The sequence below is a fragment of the Nitratireductor thuwali genome (genome assembly GCF_036621415.1).
Taxonomy (GTDB): domain Bacteria; phylum Pseudomonadota; class Alphaproteobacteria; order Rhizobiales; family Rhizobiaceae; genus Chelativorans; species Chelativorans thuwali.
Map to the genome: position 1 here is coordinate 2,770,946 of NZ_CP030941.1, position 20,779 is coordinate 2,791,724.

The following is a 20,779-nucleotide window of genomic DNA, read 5'->3' on the forward strand; positions in this document are numbered from 1 at the left end:
CATACCTTTTGCTGGCTGTGGAACCTGGACGACCAATGGCGGCTAGCGGCGGATTGCCGCCGCGACGCCGAGATCTGCAGCCAGCATCAGCTGAACGACAGAGATTCAGGCCACCGTATTGCCATCGTGCCCTACGATGAACAGAATAAACCTGCGGTCATATATCCCGATTGGGAACTGCCGCACCCCCTTTATTTTTACATACGCGGATGCAATAAGCTGCTTCGCACTCAGATGGATCGCAATGCTGGCATTTCTCACCGACATATGGAGCCACAGAAATCTCGTTTGGCGTCTCACACAGCGCGAGATAGAGGCTCGGTTCCGTGGCTCCTTCCTGGGCTTGTTCTGGGCGGTCATCGTGCCGCTCTTCATGCTGGGGGTCTTTAGCCTGGTCTTCGGCACCATCTTCCAGTCACGCTGGGCTAGGCCGGAAGGCGCGGCGATGGCGAGCGAATATTCCTTTCCGATAATTCTCTTTTCCGGCCTGATCGTCTTCGGCATCCTTGCCGACCCGCTGAATAGGGCGCCCGGGCTGGTAATGGAAAACGTCGCCTATGTTAAGAAGGTCGTGTTTCCTCTCGAGATACTTCCCCTCGTGGCACTGATCAGCGCGCTCGTGACGGCGGCGATTTCCTTTGCTGTCTTCCTCGTCGTGTTCGCGGTCATCTATGGCCTGCCCCCGGTCACGATCGTGCTGCTTCCGCTCACCCTGTTGCCGCTGATGCTGTTCGTGCTCGGGGCCGTCTATTTCCTGTCTTCCCTTGGCGTGTTCCTGCGCGACCTCAGGCATATAATGCCGCCGCTGACGACGGCGATGCTTTTCCTGTCGTCAGTGTTTTACTCGCCGGAGAACCTTCCGGAAGATTACCGCTGGCTGCTCTACCTCAATCCGGTGACGCCGGCCGTCACCTATGCGCGGGACGTGATTTTCTGGGGGCGCCTGCCGGACCTCCTGGAATGGAGCGCGACGCTCATGTTCTCGCTGTTGGTCCTGATCGCTGGGGTCTACTGGTTTATGCGTACGGAAAAGGCCTTCGCAGATGTCGTCTGAAGCGGTGATCGAAGCGCAAGGCCTGGGCAAGGCCTACCTGATCTACGCCAAGCCGCAGGACCGGCTGAAGCAGATGATCCTGCGCCGGCGGAAGTACTACCAGGAATACTGGGCGGTGCAGAACGTCGACCTGACGATAAGGCGCGGCGAGGCGGTCGGCATCATCGGGCGCAACGGATCGGGCAAGTCGACCCTCCTGCAGATGATCGCGGGCACGCTCCGGCCCAATGCCGGGACGCTATCCATCCAAGGACGGGTGGCCCCGCTGCTCGAGCTCGGCGCCGGCTTCAACCCGGAGTTCACCGGGCGCGAGAACGTCCGACTGGCGGCGAGCATCCTCGGCCTTACGCCCCGGCAGGTGGACGAGCGCTACGACAGGATCCTGGAGTTCGCCGGCATAGGAGAGTTTATCAACCAGCCGGTGAAGACCTATTCCTCGGGCATGTATGCGCGCCTAGCCTTCGCGGTGGCCGCCCATGTGGATGCGGACATCCTCATCGTGGACGAGATTCTCGCCGTGGGCGACGCCGCCTTCACGCAGAAATGCATGCGCTTCATCCGCAAGTTCAAGGAGAACGGAACGCTGCTCTTCGTCTCTCACGACACGGCCGCGGTCAACAATCTTTGCGACCGCGCGATCTGGATGCACAAGGGCCAGGTGCGGGCTGAGGGCGACCCCAAGGATGTGTCGCTCGCCTATCACTCGACCCTCTATGGCGACGACGACGGCGACAGCTTCCAGATCTCCGGCCGGCGCCGGATGGCCCCCGTGGCGCGCCGGAAGCAAGATTTCCGCCATGAACTGATCCGGAATTCCGACAAGCGCAATCTCATAGAGGTCTTCGAGTTCGATCCCAACGCTCCCTCTTTCGGCGCCCGCGGCGGCTCCATCACCAATGTTCGCATTCTCGGGCAGGACGGCGGCGAGATGCCGGTGATCGAAGGCGGCGAGGACGTTACGATAGAGATCACCTGTCGCGCTACCTCCGCCATTAGCCGCCCGATCGTGGGTTTTTTGCTCAGGGACAGGTTGGGCCAGAACCTCTTCGGGGACAATACCTACTTGACCTACGCGGATCGCAGCACGATCGTTCAGGAGAACGAGGAGTTCCGCGCGCTTTTCACATTCCAGATGCCTTATCTGCCAGCAGGTGACTATACGATTGCGGCTGCGCTTGCCGAGGGGACGCAGGCAGATCACGTCCAGCATCATTGGGTTGACGAAGCGTTGATTTTCCGGTGTGAGGGCAGCCATCTCAGATACGGTATCAGCGGGCTGATCGGCATTCCGATGAACGACATATCCATCGTAACCGGCGCCTCGGCCGACGCCACAAACGCATAGCGAGCTGCTAATGCGCGGTCGCAACTGATCGAGGAACATCACGCTATGAGTAGCCAAGCTTACGCACGCCCGATCACCCTCATGCGGCCTGAGCGGCTCACATCTCCGCCGCCATGGGTGGGGCACATCCCCTTCGCGTTCTGGATCGTTGACGTCATGCGGCCCCGTCGATTCGTGGAGCTTGGGACGCATAGCGGAAACTCGTTCTGCGCCTTCCTGCAGGCGGCTGATGCACTTTCAGTAGCTGGCGAGTATTTTGCCGTCGACCACTGGCATGGCGACGAACAGGCCGGACTTTACGGGGAAGATGTCTTTAACGATCTCAGGCGCTATGTCGATACGCGCTACGGACTCCCATCCGCGCTCCTCCGGATGACATTCGACCAGGCGCTCACCCGCTTCGAGGACGCCTCGATCGACCTATTGCACATGGATGGTCTTCATACCTATGAGGCCGTGCGGCATGATTTCGACAGTTGGCTCCCCAAGATGAGCAAGCGCGGCGTCATGCTCTTCCATGACACTGCGGTGCGTGAGCGAGACTTCGGCGTCTACAGGCTGTTTACTGAGCTTGCGCAGCGTTATCCTTCTTTTGAGTTCTTCCACTCGCACGGACTTGGGGTCGTTCAGACAGGTACGGAGGGGGTTCCAGAACTGCTGTCGGCCCTATTGCGCAACGAGAACGACATTTCCGGCCTCACGCCTCGATCCTATTTTGAGCGACTTGGCAACGCGCTGATAGACGAATATTACCTACAGAGTTTCATGGAATGGGTGCAACGAAAGGAGAATGTGGAAGTCGAGCTTGCGCATATACAGCGTCGCCAGCGTGAATTACAGATCCATCTTGAGCAGTTGTGGGATGTCCGAAGTATAGTCGAAGGCTACGAATCCCAAGCGCAGCCTGGTAGTGATGCGAAGGCTATCCGGCTTATTCTCGGCAGCGGCCTGTTCGACCCCAATGGCTATGCGGAAAGGGCCGGAATCGCCCCGGGCAACGCCGAAGCCAGCGCAAACCACTATCTAACGATTGGCGAGGCAGCAGGTCTCGCACCGTCCGTGCATTTTGACCCCCAGTTCTATCGTGAACAATATCCCGACATCGCCATGAGCGGCACAAAGCCGCTCTTGCACTATCTCTGCTATGGCCGACTTGAGGGGCGATCCCCAAGGTCGCACGACATTTTGCCGGATATAGAAAGGCCGGCTCCGATCGCAGGGCAGCCGACGGGCAAAGGCGAAGGTACCGCCTGAAGGCCGTGATCGGAGGCGAACTGTACTGGAATCTGATTCACGCATCAGGTCGCGTTGACAGCGCCATATTGCTATTCAAGTCAATACAGTACGACACAAAATCGTCTATCCCATCCCTAACTGTAAAGGATGTGTGCCAATTAAGGTCACTCCTGATTCTTGAGCAGTCCATTACAATATTTTTGACCAAGTAGCTCTTTTGCTCGGTGTATATAACATTTATTCTTTTTTTCAGTGCCTTTTCGCATAAATCAATTACCTGGTTTATGCTAACAGAAGATCCCATGCACACATTGTATATTTCATTCTTTCCGCGACCAATACTCGTTGCTAATTCGATAGCATGGCATAGATCCAGAACATGCAAATAGTCGCGAAGCGTATCGCCGCTCCCCCAAATCTCCATAGAAGATCCCGTGATGGCGGCTTGCACAGCGGCGGCGACCAGTCCTTGCCCCCGATCCACGGCCTGATACTTCCCAATCGGATTTGATGGGCGAAGGATAGTGTAACTCCACCGTGAGCGAAGCGACCAAGTTCTGATGGCCTCTTCAATCATCAACTTGGCGCAGCCGTAGGCGCTAATAGGATTTCTTGGATGCGTTTCGTTCACGGGAACAGTATGAGGACTTCCGTAGACCGCTCCTCCCGAGGACAAATACACGAGATGTTGAACCGGCTTCCCTTCAAGGGCTTTTAGAAATCTGGCATAAGGAAGGACGTTCTCTTCAACTTCTTTCGCAATATTATTTGGAAACGTCGATGGGACAGAAGCGCTAACTAGCAGTATGACTGTATCAAGTTCATTCAGATAATTAGAGTACGAAAGGGGGTCGCTGAAATCGATGTGAACAGTGTCGTTCTCCTTTAGGGAGGAGGCTCGTCTACCAAAACTGCGGACAGTATTGCCTTTGGCTGTAAGAAATTCCACTAAGTTGCGGCCAATAAATCCTGTTCCGCCGAAGATGCCAATCACTGATTCTCTCCTTACAGAGTTCGCAAAAAGCTGGCCACCTTGTCTGCTTCATGGCCCCAACTGCTCTGTTGGGCACGCTGCATAGCAGCATTCGCTCTCAAGGACGCTTCTTCAGGGCGATCGAGAACCTCGTTCAGCGAGGAGACGATCGAGTCCGGATTCAGGTCGCAATAAAAAGCCTCTTCTTCTGAGAAGAGCCACTCCGAATGTGGGCCGCGGTTGATCACCAGTGGGCAGCCGCATGCCGCAACTTCCATCGGCAATAATGAGAGATTTGATGCCGAAATGACTAGTGCGACATCGCACTGTGAATACAGATCCGGCAGTTCGGCGATCGCGAGAGAACCGGTATTGAGATGATGAAAAGGTATATGATAGTCACGCAGCTCGCCGCCAGATAGTATAGCGGCCACATTGGGACGAGAACGGCATACTCGACTTAGTGACATAATGCCCAGTTCAAAGCATCGCCTTGGCGTCTCAGGGCGCGCATAGAAGAATATGTGTTTTGTGTCGCTTGAACGCTTAGGGTATGGCTTGTAAATATCATGTTCGTACGAGAAGGAGAAGGGGAAGGTCCGCATGCCATACTCGCGGTTAAGCTTCTCCGCCAACCATGACCCAGCTGTGACGGCCGTTAGGCCGAGCTTGTATGTCCCCTCCGCAATCGCTGACCAGCTTCCACTGGAGAAAAAAGCTGGTTCAAAATCCTGGACGAAATAGATATGATGAATTGCGTCGCGGTATTTCGCAACCCAATACGCTGTCTGCCACCCCGTCGCCACCAGGAATTGACAAGGCTCGATAGAGCGGACACCGAGAGAAAGGCTAATTCCACAGTCGCCGAAAGCCGCGTTGAACGCTGCTTGTGCCTCTTCGTCCGACCGCCAGCGGTGTGGCTCCATGATTACGACATGCTGAAAAGGAAAACCGCGCTCCTTTAGAAGCCGTATCATCCGTGCGATATTAATATGCCCCCCGGACGAAGCGGTGAAATCAGGCATGAGCCAGGTCATCGAGCCGTATGGAACATTCTCATCGGTGAGCTTGAGGCCAAATCCTTGCTCCTCGCCCAATATGAATTCTAGTGACCCTATTGCATCGCTTTTCCTATGCGCAGGGTACGGCATCTCAGCTGCTAGTCGCGAAACGGCCTTTTGAGTGGCTACCCGCCACCCGTCCCGATTGACGGCGCGAACGAAGGTCGCGAGATTTCTACTTAACACTTGCATATCCCTATTTAATGTAGAGTTGCCGATCGCGAGACAGAGCCATGGCGAATGTTTGAGAACGGGCCTTTCCGGATGCTGCCAGGTAATAGCCGAGGTTCTTGGCAAAGTTGACAAACGGCCGCCTGAGAGTTGCGATGGGGTGGGAAAAAATCCAACCGTTCGCTGATGCCAAGCCAATATCGCGAAGGCTCGTCCGCAAACTCGACTGAATTATGTGCGCCTTTGAAGGGCAGAGCACGTAACCAAAAAGCCTTTTGAATGCTAGTGCTTCATCATAGCTTCGCTGAACGGTTTCCCAGATGGAATACTCGTGAGAGTGATACACAACCGAATCCCACGCAAACGCCTTTTTATAACCGGCTTCGACAACTATTTTTGCCCAAGTCTGATCCTCAGCAAATTCAACATCAGGATAGGGATGGTCTTTCCATACAGAACGACGAAGGCATGAAGAATTGTCAGAGTAGAAGTGATAAACCTGCCTAAGGCCAATGTCTCTACAATATTCTCTCGCGTCAGAGATCCATACCTTTGGCCAATTCTTCAAGTGCTCAAAGTGCTTGTCGATTTCCCAAGCAGTAAACGGCGACGTGCCGTCATAGGCTACATGTCGGCTGAAAACTCCGGCCACATGGTCGTCCTCCAGGAGGGGAGCAACTAGCGCCGAGAGCCATTCAGTGTCCGCCGGCGCGGCGTCATGAGTGAGGAACGCGCAGAACTGACCTCTCGCTTCGTGTGCACCCAGGTTTCTCGTCCTCCCGTGTCCAAACGAGGATGGCTCAATCTCGATTAGTCGGAAACGGTCATCATTCCTCGGAACAACGTCCTTCGATCCATCGCTGGAACCCGAGTCGATTACGATCACCTCATATTTGCCTTCAAAGCGCTGAATAGAAACCATCTCGATGACGCGCTTGAAATGTGGCATCCCATTTTTCACAGGTATTATGATCGAAACTAGCGGCGTAAGACTCATGAACGCTCCCAGGCGATGATAAATCAGCGATTCTCGTTCAAGATCGCCCCCGCTACACACATCTGCACCCTGTCACGCCAGTCCGGCAGCGTGTGGGCGAAGGTGGTGCAGAATTTCCCATTACTGAGGCGCGAGTTCCTCGGTCGGCGGGCGGGCGTCGGATAATCGGCCGTGCTAATCGGTTCGACCCGCGCGGTCGGGCCGCCGCGTGCCGCAGAGGCCGCAAAGATCGCTTCGGCAAACCCCGCCCAGTTCGTCTCGCCGGCCGCCGTCACGTGGTAGGTGCCGCGCCAGGCTTCACTTTCCAGTGCAGCAAAAGCGGCGAGCGCTACTATTACAACGCAGTCCGCGATATCAGGCGCATAGGTCGGCGCGCCGTGCTGGTCCGCCACCACGCGCACGGTGTCGCGCGTCTCCGCCAGCCGCAGCATGGTCTTTACGAAATTGTGGCCCCAGGGCGAATAGACCCACGCCGTGCGCAGGATGACGTGGGCCGGGTTGGCCTCGGCCACGGCCTCTTCGCCGGCGAGCTTGGAATGGCCGTAGACGCTCGCGGGCCCGGTTGCGTCCGTCTCCACATAGGGCGAGGGCTTGTCGCCCGCGAAGACGTAGTCCGTCGACAGATGCACGACCGGCATGCCGGCGGCAGCTGCCGCCGCGGCCGCATTGCGCGCGCCGTCGCGGTTGACGGCGAAGGCTGTCTCCGGCTCGCTCTCGGCCTTGTCGACGGCCGTATAGGCCGCGGGATTGACGAGGATGTCCGGCCGGATCTCTTTGATCGCGCGGTCGATCGACGATCGGTCCGTGATGTCCAGGTCCGGCCGGCCAACACAGGTGATCGAGACGCCGTCCGTCCCGCAGAACGCCAACGCGCGTGCAACCTGTCCCTCCCGTCCGGTAACGAGTATTCTCATGTATATCGGTCCCTACTGCGCGGCAACCGCGTGGCCCAGCCGCTCGCCCGCATAGCTCTTCTCGCGGATCGGCCGCCACCACCACTCGTTCTTCAGGTACCACTCCACCGTTTTGGCAATCCCGCTGTCGAATGTTTCCTGGGCATTCCAGCCGAGTTCCCTCTCCATCTTCGCCGGATCGATCGCATAGCGGCGGTCGTGGCCGGGCCGGTCGGTGACGAAGGTGATCAAGTCGCGGTGGCTGCCCCCGCCGGCACGCGGGCGCTTTTCATCAAAGATGTCGCAGATCGTTTGCACGACGGAGAGATTGGTGCGCTCCGCCCTGCCGCCTATGTTGTAGCTCTCCCCGACCCTTCCCCTGGTGGCCACCAGCTCCAGGGCGCGCGCATGGTCCTCCACGAATAGCCAGTCGCGCACATTCGAGCCCGTGCCGTAGACCGGAAGTGGGCGCTCGTGCATGGCGTTGAGGATCACCAGCGGGATCAGCTTCTCGGGGAAGTGGAACGGCCCGTAATTGTTCGAGCAGTTGGAAAGGACGACTGGCAGCCCGTAGGTCTCGTGCCAGGCCCGCACGAAATGGTCGGAGGCCGCCTTGGAGGCGGAATAGGGCGAGGAGGGCGCGTAGGGCGTTTCCTCCGTAAACACACCCTCGTCGAAAGGCAGGTCGCCGAACACTTCGTCTGTCGAGATATGGTGGAACCGGAAGCGCTCCTGCCGCTCGCCCGAAAGCTCCCGCCAATAGGCAAGGGCGGCGTTGAGCAGGCGGAAGGTGCCAATCACATTGGTTTCAACAAAGGCGGCCGGACCGTCGATCGATCGGTCCACATGGCTTTCCGCCGCAAGATGCATGATCGTGTCGATCCGCTCGCGCCGCAGGATGTCCAGCACGCGCGCTTCATCGCAGACATCGACTTGGTAGTGGATGTAATTGGCTGCGTCCCCGATCGCGCGCAGCGACTGCAGGTTGCCGGCATAGGTGAGCTTGTCCAGATTGACGACCCTGACGCCTTCCCGCTGCACAAGCAGGCGACACACCGCCGATCCGATGAAGCCGGCGCCTCCGGTTACCAATATATTCATCGTCCCCGCTCGTGGTTAGACCGATCAAAAGAGCTCAGAACCCCGTAAAGGGGATGCCTCTGAATCTTTCTTCGACAGCTGAAGGTCAAGACCCATTATAGGCCAGTCAATCCCAATTTCCGGATCATTGTAGAGGATGCCGCAGTCATGCTCCGGCGAGTAGTAGTCGCTCACCTTATAGCTGACAATGGTATGTTCCTCGAGTGTGACGAAACCATGTGCAAAACCCTTTGGGACAAGAATCTGGTTCCCCTTGGCCGCCGAAATCTCAAGGCCGACCCAACGGCCGAAAGTGGCTGAAGCGCGCCTTATATCCACAGCCACATCATAGATGCGGCCTTTCAGCACACGCACCAGCTTGTCCTGCGCGCGCGGCGGCAACTGATAGTGCAGCCCGCGCAAAACGCCCTTTTGCGCGGAATAGGATTGGTTGTCCTGGACGAACTCCATGGCAATGCCTTGACTGGCATATCTTGCTCGATGGTAGGTTTCGCAGAAATACCCCCGCTCGTCGCCGAACTTGCGGGGAACGATCTCGAGCACATCTTCCAGTTCGAGGGCGCGCACTTCAATCATGATAGAGCTCGCTCCAATACACGCCTTTTCAGATAAGCGGCATATTCCGTCTTGCCGAGGCTGTTTGCGCGGGCAAGCACCTGCTCCGCCCCGAGCCAGCCCATCTCGAAGCCAATCTCTTCGGGGCAGGCGATCTTTATCCCTTGGCGATGTTCGATCGTTCGCACGAAGGAAGATGCCTCGTGAAGGCTGTCATGCGTTCCGGTGTCGAGCCAGGCATATCCCCTGCCTAACTGCTGAACGCGCAGTTCCCCCCGCTCTAGATAAGCATTGTTGACGGCGGTTATCTCGATCTCGCCGCGCGCGGAGGGCTTGATGCCTGCAGCGATGTCAATAACCGCGTTGTCATAAAAGTAAAGCCCCGTCACTGCCCAGTTGGATTTCGGGTTTTGCGGCTTTTCCTCGATTGACAGTGCCATTCCGGTTTCTCGGTCGAAGTCGACCACCCCGTAACGCTGCGGGTCCTCCACGTGATAGGCGAAGACAGTGGCGCCGCGTTCCTGATTGATCGCCTCGATGCATAGGGCGGGCAAACCGACGCCGTAGTAGATGTTATCGCCGAGGATCATGGAAACAGCGTCCTTGCCTACGAAATCGCGCCCGATGATAAAGGCTTCGGCAAGACCGTTCGGATGCGGCTGTTCAGCATAGGAGAGCGCAACGCCGAACTGCTCGCCGTTTCCCAAAAGCTCCACGAACGTCGGCAGGTCCCGCGGTGTCGAAATAACAAGGATATCACGAATTCCCGCCAGCATGAGTGTGCTCAACGGGTAGTAGATCATTGGCTTGTCGAATACAGGCAGAATCTGTTTCGAAACTGCCAGCGTCAGCGGATAGAGACGCGTGCCGCTGCCGCCTGCAAGAATGATGCCTTTCAAACTACCCTCCAACGATCGATGCTTGGTGACTACAACTTACCCAAAGCCGCGGCAAGATAAAGCGCAACGTCTGAGGCAGCCGTCTGCCGGTGGATCCGATTTCGCCACAACGACCATACGCGCTGGAAAGGGCCACCTTCACGAGCTTCCTTAAAGCCGTTCAGAGTCCGGCGTCCATCATCGTCGAGAAGGTCACGGCATTTTTCCAGCGCAGCGACGTTTACGAGGTTCCAGTCTGCAAACCGCCCATGCGCCAAGGCGTTCAGTCGCTTCATACGTGCGGCCCACCCCTGATTTTCGCCGATTAGATTGCCGCCATGCTGCCGGTAACTGAGCCTGGGAACCGGATCGTATATGACTGTACCGCCTGCACCTGAAATGATCTGATAGCACCACCAATCGTGGCTTACGAAACTAGTCCGTTGACAGCTTTCGCGGACAAGCTCAAAGGCCGCTTGGTTTAGCACAATCGTGTTTCCTCCTGCCAAACTTTGGACGACTGCGTTCCCGAACCTTGGTTGTCGAGAGAACAGGGGGACATGCCTCGTTCATAGCCATCCTTGGTGACAAGCCGCGTTCGCCCGCAATACATAGCCGGAGCGCGAGGTCCAACGGCACCAAGTTGCCATACAGCGTGAGACAACTTGTCGAAATCCCAAATGTCATCCTGGTCACTAAAAGCCACATACGCATCGCCGACCGATGCCGTGATGATCAACCGGCGAAAATTCTCAACATAGCCTTCCTTGGGGCCGAGCTTGATCCTGAAGACGCCCTTGTTCCACCGTGCGCCCCAACACTGCAGGATCTCCAGCGTATTGTCAGTCGACCCATCATCGCTTGCCCAGACATCGACGCCAGTAATTTCCTGACTGGCAATAGAATGCAGCTGCTCTTCCAGAAATGGCGCGCCATTGAACGTGGCCATCAAGACAGCTATTTTTGGCTCGCTCGTCACAATCGCCGTCCTTCTGCGTACCTAGGCAGTGCTGCTTATGAGGGATCATAAGCGGTCGATCAAGGATCAAGGAAGCGAACTCGCTTTTGCTGACTGGGGCGACACCTTTGTCCGAAACCAGTAATGGCAACTTGATCCCCAGGAACTTTCTGAGGAAGACGCAATGTATCATCGTGGCGAAGGGCGCGCAGAATGTGGATCGGCTGAAGGAACAACTGGATCGACTTCCAGAAGAGCCCGGACGCCCGTGGGCTTGCTCTTCGATCAGTTGGCCGAGACGAACAATCGGATCGAACAGTTGACCGATGAGATCGAAGAGACCCACAGGCAATGCGAGACAAGCCAGCGTCTGGCTACGATCCCAGGCGTAGGGATGCTGTCGGCGACGATCATCGCGGCAACGACGCCGGATGTCGACAACTTCGACTCTGCGAGGGTCTACGCCGCTTGGCTTGGCCTAACGCCCAAACCGCACTCCACTGGAGGTAAGCAGAGAGTGGGGCGGATCTTCAAGATGGGCAATCGATATATCCGACGCCTGCTGTACCTCGGTGCCATGGCGCAGATCACGCTCAGACATCGTCTCAAGCGCGAGCCAGGATCGGACTGGCTATCCAGCAATCCATCATGCTGATGCGGAAGAAGACGAAGGTCGTCGCCATCGCCTGGGCACAACGCGCCGCAAGAATGATATTTGCCGTCCTCAGGGACGGCACACGCTACGAGCCGCAGGCAACCTGACAGGCTCTCAGAATGGTCAGGGCAAAGTGAGGTGATGGCGAACAAGCGGAGACGAAGAACTAGGACACCCCCCGATCAATCCGAAGCGTTGGCCTGCTGCCGGTTTCGTGGACACCGAGATAAGGTGCTTTGACGAAACCGGAGTTTGTGAATGCAGAGAAGGAAGTTCAGCCGCGAGTTCAAGGTTGAGGCGGTGAGGTTGGTCAAGGAACGAGGCGTGTCGGTCGCCCAGGCTGCCCGCGATCTTGATCTCCATGAGAATGTGCTGCGCAAATGGGTCAGGGAACTGGGCGCTGATCCGCAGCATGCGTTTCCCGGTCATGGGCAGATGAAGCCGGAGCAGTTCGAGATCGACCGGCTGCGCAAGGAGGTCGCGAAGCTCAAGGCGGAGCGTGACATCCTAAAAAACCACCCCGGGCCACTGCTCGCCTGCGCGCGGTAGAAACCGCCCTGTGCTACTCTCGATCCGTGAGGGCAGCGGCCGTTAGCTTATTGGTGGGATCGACCCCGTTAAAAAACGTGGCCCATGGGTTCATGCGCACTTGAGAGTGGTGACGCCGGCTGTCCGCGCGATCCCGATTAGGAAGATGAAGGACTGGCATAACCCACGCCCTCCAACCCGAACGGAGGAGATGCCATGACGAAGATCACGACCGGCGGCCACCCGGACATGAAGATGGTCAATTCACATGCCGCGGCGGTGGACATCGGTTCGACGATGCACATGGCGGCGGTAAATCCCGATGTCTGCGAGACGCCTGTACGTGCTTTTGGAACCTTCACGCGGGATCTGCACGATCTGGCGACGTGGTTCCGATCCTGCGGTGTGACGAGTGTCGCAATGGAATCGACCGGCGTCTACTGGATACCCGCCTTCGAGATCCTCGAGCAGCACGGGTTCGAGGTGATCCTGGTGAATGCGCGTTACGCCAAGAACGTGCCGGGACGGAAGACAGATGTCAGCGATGCCGCCTGGCTGCGGCAACTGCATTCATACGGCCTGCTACGTGGCAGCTTTCGCCCCGAGGCGGAGATAGCTGCGCTGCGGTCCTATCTGCGCCAGAGGGAACGGCTCGTCGAATACGCAGCGGCCCATATCCAGCACATGCAAAAGGCGCTGATGGAGATGAACCTTCAACTCCATCATGTTGTCTCCGATATCACCGGAGTAACCGGCATGCGGATCATCCGGGCTCTTGTAGCCGGAGAGCGAGACCCAGACGCGTTGGCCGCTTACCGGGACGTGCGCTGTCAGTCGTCCATCGACAAGATCCGGTCGGCACTGATTGGGAATGACCGCGACGAACACATCTTCGCGCTGGCTCAATCCCTGGACCTCTACGATGCCTATCAGGCAAAGATTGCCGAATGCGATCAAAAGCTGGAAGCGTCCGTCGAAGTGCTGACCATCCGTAACGCGAACCCGGCCCCGTTGCCGAAGCCGCGCTTCCGTCAGAAGCCAGCCGGCGCACCGGCGTTCGATGTCCGAGCAGCCCTGCACGGCGTCCTCGGCGTGGATCTGACCCAGATACACGGCATCGGACCATCTTTGGCACTGAAGCTCGTCGCGGAATGCGGAACGGATCTACGAGCATGGCCCAGTTCGAAGCACTTTACATCCTGGCTTTGCCTTGCGCCTGGCAACAAGATCTCAGGCGGAAAGCTCCTCTCATCACGGACGCGACGATCCTCAAGTCGGGCGGCGGCCCTGTTGCGGCTGGCCGCGATCACGCTTGGACGCAGCGACACGGCGTTGGGAGCATTCTATCGACGGCTGTCGTCCCGCATCGGCAAACAGAAGGCGGTGACCGCCACTGCACGCAAGATCGCCGTGCTCTTCTATAACACGCTCCGCTTCGGCATGACCTATAGCGACCCGGGTGCGGCAGCCTATGACGAGCGGCATCGAACACGCGTTCTTGCCAACCTCCAGCGTCGAGCCCGATCTCTCGGCTACGAACTGGCTCCCGCGCCAGCAGCAGCGAGTGTTTCTTAGGAAGGCCGCAGCCTACTTTGCAAAGGACGCGATATGAGGTTCGCGTTTATTGCAAAGCACCGTTCGATCTGGCCGGTGGCATGGCTCTGCGAAGCGCTGGATGTGTCGCGGTCGGGTGTCAATGATCGCGGAAACGGGACCCCGTTTTTTCGTCCAAAAGGGACCCCTTTGACGGGCACGATGTGAGCGCTCGACCGGGTGGAGCTGGTCGAGTTTGCGCAGCCCGGTCGAGTGCGCCTGATTGGCCTTTCGGCTTTAGCTTTGAGAGCGGTTCTTGAAGCGCCAGCTGTCGTTGCCGGTCTCGATGATGTCGCAGTGATGGGTGAGCCGATCGAGCAGTGCCGTGGTCATCTTGGCGTCGCCGAAGACAGTCGGCCATTCGCCAAAGGTGAGATTGGTGGTGACGATCACCGATGTCTGCTCATAGAGCCGGCTGATGAGGTGGAACAGGAGCTGCCCGCCGGCCTGAGCGAAAGGCAGATAGCCAAGTTCATCGAGAATGACGAAGTCCAGGCGACACAGCCGATCGTTGAGCCGCCCCTGGCGCCCGGCCCGGGCCTCGGCCTCGAGCTGGTTGACGAGGTCGACGACGTTGAAGAAGCGGCCGCGCGCGCCGTCACGGATGCAGGCGCGGGCGATGGCGACGGCGAGATGGGTCTTGCCGGTTCCGGTGCCGCCGACGAGGACGGCGTTGCGCTGATGGGCGAGGAAGTTGCCGCCGGCCAGATCACGCACCAGCGTCTCGTTGATCGGTGTGCCGTCGAAGACGAAGTCCTCGATCTCCTTGGCCAGCGGCAGCTTGGCGATCGTCATCTGGTATTTGATCGAGCGCGCCTTCTTCTCGGATATCTCTGCATTGAGCAGGTCGGCGATGATGCGCTGCGGCTCGTGTTGGCGCTTCACGGCGGTTCGAATGATCTCGTCATAGGCCGCCTTCATGCCGAAGAGCTTCAGCGATCCCATGGTGGCGAGAATGTCGGTGCGGTCCATCATACGGCTCTCCTCAATTGATCGTATCGGCTGCAATCTGCCGTGGGTTCATGGTGAAGCTTGAGGCCGGCCGGCGTGGCCATAGTCGGTGGCCGCGCCGTCTCGCGTCGACGCGCCAGGATGTTGAGGATGACATCGGCCGAGCAGGCACCCTCACGCAACGCTTCTGCGCAGGCGGCTTCCACCGCCGGCATGCCGTCGCTCAGCACGGCCGACAGAATGCTCACCATCTGCCGGTCTCCGTCGTCAGAACGGGCAAGCTTGCGGCGTATCCGCTCCAGGCTGCTGGGCAGCATCCAGTCCTTGAAGGGCGCGCCGTTGCGCAGCGCGCCCGGCTTGCGGGCCAGAACCGGCACATAGTGCCAAGGGTCGTAGACGGTCTTGCCGCGGCCAAAGGCGCGGCGATGCTCGCCGACGATCACCCCATCCTGGCGGATCACGATCCGGTCGGCATAGGCCTGGATCTCCACCGGCCGGCCGAGCGCGCTGGCCATGACGGAGTATTTGTTGTTGTCGAAGCGCACCAGGCAGGTCTTCGACACCGAGGCCGGCACGGCGTGGAATCCATCGAAGTGGCCGGCATAGGGCACCAGGCTTGCCCGTTCAGCCTCGAAGGCTTCCCAGACCGTCTGCTCGGGCCGCTCGGAATGGCGATGCGCCTTGGCAAAGACGACGCACTGGTCGAGCAGCCAGGCGTTCAACTCCTCATAGTTCCTGAAGCGCAACCGCGGTGTGAAGAAGCGCCGGCGCACCAGCCCGACCTGGTTCTCAACCTGGCCCTTCTCCCAGCCCGAGGCCGGCGTGCAGGCGACCGGCTCGACAAGATAGTGGCTGCACATCTGCAGGAAGCGGCGGTTGAACTGGCGGTCCTTGCCGACGAAGACGGTCTCCACCGCCGTCTTCATGTTATCGTAGATGCCGCGCGTGCAGGTGCCCCGGAAGAAGGCAAACGCCCGGTCATGGGCATCGAACACCATCTCCTGCGTCTCGCGCGGATAGGCCCGCACGAACAGCATCCGACTGTGGCACAGCCGCACATGCGCAACCTTCACCGTGGTCGTCGCACCGCCCAGCACCACGATCTCGTGGCTCCAGTCGAACTGGTAGGCCTCGCCCGGTGCAAAGCTCAGCGGCACATAGGCGGCGACGGAGGTGCTGCCGCGCTTCTCTTTCCAGGCCTGCGCATGCCGCCAGACCGAACTGTAGCTGCCCTCATAGCCGAGGCCCCGAAGCTCTTCAAAAACCCGCATCAGGGTCAGCTGCTCACGCGATGGCTTCGCCGCATTGGCCGACAACAGCCGCTCCAGCTCATCCCGCCAGGCACCCATGCTTGGCATCGGCTGATGTTTGCGCTCGTAGCGAAACTCCGTCGCCTCCGAGCGCACTACCTTGCGCACCACTTTGCGCGAGACATTCAACTCGCGGCAAATCGCCTTGATGGGCTTCCCATGGACAAAATAGGCACGGCGTATCTTCGCGATCGTTTCCACAACCAACATCCAAAAACAAATGCCTCCGATGACAATCGGAGGCAGTCTGATGCCCCTGTGTCTCAGGGGTCCCTTTTGGATAAAAATTACCCCTCAAACGGGGTCCCTATTCCATGAAAAATCACAGATTGACGCACACCACGTCCTGTGTGAGATTTGGATTAGACCGACCGGTCTGTTCCACGCATCGAGGACGGAGAGCGCTCATGACCAAGCAGTCCATTCGACCCCGGCATCGCATGTCCTCGGCCGCGGGCTCTGCAGAGGCGCCATCCGCGCTACCCCGACTGATTGATCGAAGCATGATCGCGAAAAGCGAGTTCTGGTTTCCGGAGAAGATCATGCTCTAGCAAGGAGATTAGTCACGATGACGATTCAGCGAAGTCTCATCGTGATCTAGAGGGTTCCAAAGCCGACGATCCGATTGGACGGAATGTGGCTTTGGAATAGGCGATTACTTTCACTCCCGTCTGGAAAGGAAATGACGTCATGACGACATCAATTGAGACCCGGCGCTTCGACAAACCCGACGACCTGCTTGATATGAAAGAATGCGGTGGTATCGCCATCATCAAGATGGGGACCGGAGCGACCGGCATGCACGCCGTATTCGAACCTGGCTGGACCTGGGCAAAAGACGAGAAGCCGCTTCTCGGCAACCCGGACTCCTGTCCAATGCACCACACGGGCTACTGCATCTCCGGCACTCTTGTCGTCCGCATGCTCGACACGGGAGCGAAAACGAGGATCGCGCCTGGCGACTTTTTCGAGATTCCGCCTGGCCACGACGCTCATGTGGAAGGCGACGATCGCGTAGAATTGATCCTCTTCGCGCCCCCCGAACACCAACACTGATCCGCGGCGCGCCCGGCACCTTCACTTGCCGCCGGCGCGGCCCGCAACCTGCAAGGCCGCCCTGTTCGATCAGGGGCGGCCTTGACCTTCGGCGCAGGGGAGCCGACCTTCTTCCCAACGACAACGAGCTGGACTTTTCGATGAGTGATTCCACCAAGGAGCGCATGCTCGATGCGGGGCTGAGCATGCTCCTGCGCCATGGCTACAACGATCTCGGCATTCAGGCCGTCCTGCAGGAGACGGGTATGCCGAAAGGGTCGTTCTACCACCACTTCAAGAGCAAGGAGGATTTCGCCCTTCAGGTCATCGACCGCTATATGAGCGAAGTGCACGATGGGCTGGACGATTCCCTGGGCGACCGCTCGCTGCCGCCGCTGGATCGTGTGCGGAAGTTCTTCGAATCGACGCGGGACAAGTACCGGGAGGAAGGGTATCTCGGCTGCATGCTCGGCGGCCTGGGTCAGGAGTTGTCCGGCATCAACCCTGTTTTTCAGCAGAAGATCGAGTCATGTCTGTCCATCATCGCAGGTCGCATTGAGGACTGTCTGGAAGAGGCGCGCGACCGAGGCGATCTGCCCTCCGGTTCGGACCTGCACTTGTTGGCCGATCTGGTGGTCAACTGCTGGGAGGGAGCGGCCCTGCGCAGCCGCCTGCGTCGCGATCCGGCACCGCTCGATACAATGCTCGACTTCTACTTTGCTTCCGTTGCCTCGTCGCCCAAGCCCTCGGCGGGAGCAACCTCCGGCTGATCCGCATCCCTGCCCGACAGCGGGTGCATTGCGCGGCAACTAAAACGGCACCTCGCCGATTTCGGCTACCTTGGAGAATCCGGTCCTGCGGGTCGGATGCTTGCATTCGCCTTGCTCGCTGCACTTCCGGAAGTCGACGGAACGATGGGTGGCTCAGGCTTTCAGGTGAAGCGTCACCAGCACGGTGCAGGAAGCGCCGTCCTCGAACCGGGTGGCGATCCGCAGCCAGTTGCCGAAATTGGTAAGGCGTGCCACTGCGATCTCGCCATTGGCTGCGGGCATCGTGAACTGCGCGCCCTCCGGCACCCAATGCATCCCGTCCGGCGATATCTCCACCTGTGCGGTGGGAGCGGGCCCTACGGGCTCCTTCAGCGCACGCACGAAGATCACCGCCTCGCGCGCCCACCCCGCCTCGTATGGCTCGGTGGCGACCTGACCGCTCCAGGTTTCGTTGCGGGCAAGAATGGCGGTTATGTTCTCGGGCAGCATCAAAAGTCACCGGAAATGCAGACGGAATCGACATAGAGAAAGGCCCGCTTCGCCACATCCGTTTCGGCGAAAAGGCAGAAATTGAGCATGCACCACAAATTCTTCATGGCCGGCATGCGGATGGATTCGAAGCCCGACATGTCGAACACGCGGTCGTTGCACTGGAAGGAGAGGGCGCGCATTTCGGCCAGATCGAAATCGAAGCGCAGATAGCTCCAGTTCACCTTGGTGGCGATCTCGTTGTAGCACAGCCTCTGCTCGCCGCCCGGCAGGTCTTGCCAGCCTTCCGGCGCCAGATGGTAATGGCTGAGCGTCTTTTCGCCATTGCCGACCGGCCGGAAAGGGGTGGTCTGCGTCTTGAACTGCCACCTTTGAAGGTGCTTGCCGTCCTCGGCATTCAGGAAGCGCATATGCGGCATTACACGCTCGGCGCCGGCGTCCTTGTCGCCCCCTTGTATATCGAGGAGGAAGCCCATTGAGCGCACGTCCGTCTCGCCCAGCTGCAGCTTGGTCGCCTCCGGCTTGAAGGTGAAATAGGCCTCTAAGCGGATGGGGCCGCGGCGGCGGAACGTCAGCCGCTTGATGGCGACGTTCTGCGCGCCCGCGCGCGGCCGGGTTGCGATCTTCAGGGCATAGGAGCTGTCCATCCCGCCGTGCGAGCCGGCGTCCCAATGGGAGAGCGTCGATAGCATGGCGCTGGTGTGCTGCGCATAGCCAGGCAGCATCGTATCGAGCGAATCCTCGTAATTGCCGACAAGCTGCGACCAGCCGCAATGGCCGCGCGAGAACTCGTCGTGGCTGATGATCCGCGGCAGCGGATCGAAGCGGCTGAGCTTCGGGTCCGCCAGCAAGAGGGCGCCGCGCAGCGCCTCCGCCAGCTCGCTTCCTGAAGGGCTATCGGTCAATATTGTCTCTCCGCCATCACTTGCTTCTTAGGCGCGCCACCGCGTCCCAGTCCACCTCGATGCCGAGGCCTGGGCCCGTGGGCACCGGCAGGAGCCCGTTCTTCTGCCGGTCGGCCCCCGGCGCAGCGCCGGTGATCGCGGTCTTGAATGGACTGGTGTCGGTCTCGCACTCCATGGCGCGCAGATTGGGCATGGCGGCGGCCAGATGCACGCTCGCCGTCTCGCAGACAATGCCCGACATGCCGATATGCGGCGCATAGGCGACATCGTGGGCGGCGGCGAACTCCGCCATCCGCCGTGTCTCCGTGATGCCACCAGAGCGCGCGACATCGGGCTGCAGGAAGGACAGCGTGCGATTGGCGACAAGGCGCATCGCCTGGTCGAGCGTATAGTTGCTCTCGCCGGCGGCGAGCGGCGTCGCGCAGCGCCGATGAAGCTCCTCGTAGCCCTGCTCGTCCTCGGGGCGCAGCGGCTCCTCGAACCAGAAGTAGCCGTTGGCGGTCAGTGCCCGGCCCACCTCCACCGCTTCCTCCAGCGTGTAGGCCCAGTTAGCGTCGACGCACAGTTCGATGTCGTCGCCCGCGCGCTTGCGCAGCCTCTCGATGCGCCGGCAGGCATCCTTCACGGGCTTGGCGATCTTGACCTTGATGCGCGGAAAGCCCTTCTCCAGATAGCGGTCGAGCTCCTCGTCCATGAACTCGTCCGTGCCCCAGTTCACCGATGCGGCGTAACACGCCACCTCCGTGCGGCCGACGCCGCCCAGCAGGCGGTATATGGGCAGGTTGGCCGCCTTGCCGAGGATGTCCCACAGCGCAATGTCCACGCCGGCGATCGCCTCGATCAGCATGCCGCCCGCCCGGCCGGAGAGCGCGCGGCGCATCGTCTGCCAGTGGGCGCCGATATCGCGCGGATCCTTGCCGACAAGGCGCGGCTTCAGCGAGGTCTCGATCAGTTCCGCATAGGCCTTGGGGGAAAAGCGCGCCAGCGTCTCGCCCACCCCCGTGATGCCTGCATCTGTCCGCACCTCGACCAGGACGATCGACACCTCTGTATACTTGCCCCATGAGGTGACTGTGGGCCTTGGCAGCGTCTGCGTCAGCGGATGGGCGATGACGTCGGTGATGCGGATGCCGCTGGCATCCGCGGATGTCTCTTCCTGCTTCGAACTGAGTGCGTGCATTATTCCCGTCCTGCGCAAAAGCCGAGCCGCCCCGCGGCACGTTTCCCTGACCGGGCGAACCATTCCCGGCGCTCAACTCCATAAACTAGGCATGGCTTCTTCGCAACTAACAAACTTAGTTGCTAGGTAAATTAGGTCATG

Annotated in this window: 20 protein-coding genes and 3 pseudogenes; 9 read left to right on the forward strand and 14 right to left on the reverse strand. The window is 59.2% G+C overall.

All coding sequences use genetic code 11. From position 1 onward, the window contains the following. The first annotated feature begins 244 nt into the window (after positions 1–244). From NTH_RS13455 to NTH_RS13465, 3 genes are read left to right on the forward strand one after another with little or no spacing between them, the layout of a single operon-like run. The gene (locus tag NTH_RS13455) at positions 245–1,054 is read left to right on the forward strand and encodes an ABC transporter permease (RefSeq protein ID WP_338530489.1); all 810 of its coding nucleotides are present in this window, start codon (positions 245–247) and stop codon (positions 1,052–1,054) included. Further along, positions 1,044–2,399 (forward strand): ABC transporter ATP-binding protein, encoded by a 1,356-nt coding sequence (locus tag NTH_RS13460; protein WP_338530490.1) that lies wholly within the window; start codon positions 1,044–1,046, stop codon positions 2,397–2,399. Before NTH_RS13455 ends, NTH_RS13460 begins: the two co-directional genes overlap by 11 nt. Positions 2,400–2,444: 45 nt before the next feature. Then, the gene (locus NTH_RS13465) at positions 2,445–3,653 is read left to right on the forward strand and encodes a class I SAM-dependent methyltransferase (protein ID WP_338530491.1); all 1,209 of its coding nucleotides are present in this window, start codon (positions 2,445–2,447) and stop codon (positions 3,651–3,653) included. A 37-nt stretch (positions 3,654–3,690) separates the two neighbouring features. On the opposite strand, the gene NTH_RS13470 is transcribed toward NTH_RS13465, so the two are convergent. From NTH_RS13470 to NTH_RS13510, 9 genes are all read right to left on the reverse strand, one after another. Next, positions 3,691–4,629, reverse strand: a complete 939-nt coding sequence (locus NTH_RS13470; RefSeq protein ID WP_338530492.1) for an NAD-dependent epimerase/dehydratase family protein — start codon at positions 4,627–4,629, stop codon at positions 3,691–3,693. Positions 4,630–4,640: 11 nt separating this feature from the next. After that, positions 4,641–5,705 (reverse strand): glycosyltransferase family protein, encoded by a 1,065-nt coding sequence (locus NTH_RS13475; protein ID WP_338530493.1) that lies wholly within the window; start codon positions 5,703–5,705, stop codon positions 4,641–4,643. A gap of 160 nt (positions 5,706–5,865) precedes the next feature. Further along, on the reverse strand, positions 5,866–6,837 hold the full coding sequence (locus tag NTH_RS13480; RefSeq protein WP_338530494.1) for a glycosyltransferase family 2 protein: 972 nt from the start codon (positions 6,835–6,837) through the stop codon (positions 5,866–5,868). Positions 6,838–6,860: 23 nt separating this feature from the next. Further along, entirely contained in the window at positions 6,861–7,751 is an 891-nt protein-coding gene (gene rfbD, locus NTH_RS13485; RefSeq protein ID WP_338530495.1) for a dTDP-4-dehydrorhamnose reductase, read from the reverse strand. 12 nt (positions 7,752–7,763) lie between these two features. Continuing rightward, the gene (rfbB, locus tag NTH_RS13490; RefSeq protein ID WP_338530496.1) at positions 7,764–8,831 is read right to left on the reverse strand and encodes a dTDP-glucose 4,6-dehydratase; all 1,068 of its coding nucleotides are present in this window, start codon (positions 8,829–8,831) and stop codon (positions 7,764–7,766) included. A gap of 24 nt (positions 8,832–8,855) precedes the next feature. Then, positions 8,856–9,407: a dTDP-4-dehydrorhamnose 3,5-epimerase gene (gene rfbC / locus NTH_RS13495; protein WP_338530497.1), complete on the reverse strand. Its 552-nt coding sequence runs from the start codon at positions 9,405–9,407 to the stop codon at positions 8,856–8,858. Beyond that, positions 9,404–10,285: a glucose-1-phosphate thymidylyltransferase RfbA gene (gene rfbA / locus NTH_RS13500; protein WP_338530498.1), complete on the reverse strand. Its 882-nt coding sequence runs from the start codon at positions 10,283–10,285 to the stop codon at positions 9,404–9,406. Before rfbA ends, rfbC begins: the two co-directional genes overlap by 4 nt. A gap of 29 nt (positions 10,286–10,314) precedes the next feature. Then, a complete protein-coding gene (locus NTH_RS13505; RefSeq protein ID WP_338530499.1) occupies positions 10,315–10,560 on the reverse strand; it encodes a hypothetical protein in 246 nt (81 codons plus the stop codon). 185 nt (positions 10,561–10,745) lie between these two features. Continuing rightward, the gene (locus tag NTH_RS13510) at positions 10,746–11,243 is read right to left on the reverse strand and encodes a glycosyltransferase (RefSeq protein WP_338530500.1); all 498 of its coding nucleotides are present in this window, start codon (positions 11,241–11,243) and stop codon (positions 10,746–10,748) included. Between the two features lie 167 nt (positions 11,244–11,410). On the opposite strand from NTH_RS13510, the pseudogene NTH_RS13515 reads away from it, so the two are divergent. The 4 genes and pseudogenes from NTH_RS13515 to NTH_RS13530 all read left to right on the forward strand — a co-directional run. Continuing rightward, a pseudogene (locus NTH_RS13515) lies at positions 11,411–11,984 on the forward strand (transposase); the annotation flags it as partial. Between the two features lie 151 nt (positions 11,985–12,135). Continuing rightward, positions 12,136–12,390, forward strand: a pseudogene (locus tag NTH_RS13520) (transposase); the annotation flags it as partial. Between the two features lie 231 nt (positions 12,391–12,621). Further along, positions 12,622–13,980 carry an IS110 family transposase gene (locus NTH_RS13525; RefSeq protein ID WP_338530501.1) on the forward strand — a complete coding sequence of 453 codons (1,359 nt, stop codon included), beginning with the start codon at positions 12,622–12,624 and terminating at the stop codon, positions 13,978–13,980. Then, positions 13,981–14,124 (forward strand): annotated as a pseudogene (locus tag NTH_RS13530) (IS3 family transposase); the annotation flags it as partial. A 111-nt stretch (positions 14,125–14,235) separates the two neighbouring features. Here the strand turns inward: NTH_RS13530 and istB are convergent. Both istB and istA read right to left on the reverse strand, forming a co-directional pair. Further along, on the reverse strand, positions 14,236–14,973 hold the full coding sequence (gene istB, locus NTH_RS13535) for an IS21-like element helper ATPase IstB (protein ID WP_422392347.1): 738 nt from the start codon (positions 14,971–14,973) through the stop codon (positions 14,236–14,238). Then, positions 14,970–16,469 (reverse strand): IS21 family transposase, encoded by a 1,500-nt coding sequence (gene istA / locus NTH_RS13540; protein ID WP_338528863.1) that lies wholly within the window; start codon positions 16,467–16,469, stop codon positions 14,970–14,972. Before istA ends, istB begins: the two co-directional genes overlap by 4 nt. A 480-nt stretch (positions 16,470–16,949) precedes the next feature. Here istA and NTH_RS13545 point away from each other — a divergent pair, with 480 nt between their 5' ends. Both NTH_RS13545 and NTH_RS13550 read left to right on the forward strand, forming a co-directional pair. After that, on the forward strand, positions 16,950–17,315 hold the full coding sequence (locus NTH_RS13545) for a hypothetical protein (protein WP_338530502.1): 366 nt from the start codon (positions 16,950–16,952) through the stop codon (positions 17,313–17,315). A gap of 140 nt (positions 17,316–17,455) precedes the next feature. Further along, on the forward strand, positions 17,456–18,064 hold the full coding sequence (locus tag NTH_RS13550; protein ID WP_338530503.1) for a TetR/AcrR family transcriptional regulator: 609 nt from the start codon (positions 17,456–17,458) through the stop codon (positions 18,062–18,064). Positions 18,065–18,217: 153 nt separating this feature from the next. On the opposite strand, the gene NTH_RS13555 is transcribed toward NTH_RS13550, so the two are convergent. From NTH_RS13555 to NTH_RS13565, 3 genes are read right to left on the reverse strand one after another with little or no spacing between them, the layout of a single operon-like run. Beyond that, a complete protein-coding gene (locus NTH_RS13555) occupies positions 18,218–18,553 on the reverse strand; it encodes a hypothetical protein (RefSeq protein ID WP_338530504.1) in 336 nt (111 codons plus the stop codon). After that, complete coding sequence (locus NTH_RS13560) at positions 18,553–19,419, reverse strand: DUF6772 family protein (protein ID WP_338531911.1); 867 nt, start codon at positions 19,417–19,419, stop codon at positions 18,553–18,555. The genes NTH_RS13555 and NTH_RS13560 overlap by 1 nt, the downstream gene beginning before the upstream one ends. Before the next feature lie 55 nt (positions 19,420–19,474). Continuing rightward, the gene (locus tag NTH_RS13565) at positions 19,475–20,638 is read right to left on the reverse strand and encodes a mandelate racemase/muconate lactonizing enzyme family protein (protein WP_338530505.1); all 1,164 of its coding nucleotides are present in this window, start codon (positions 20,636–20,638) and stop codon (positions 19,475–19,477) included. Positions 20,639–20,779: the final 141 nt, after the last annotated feature.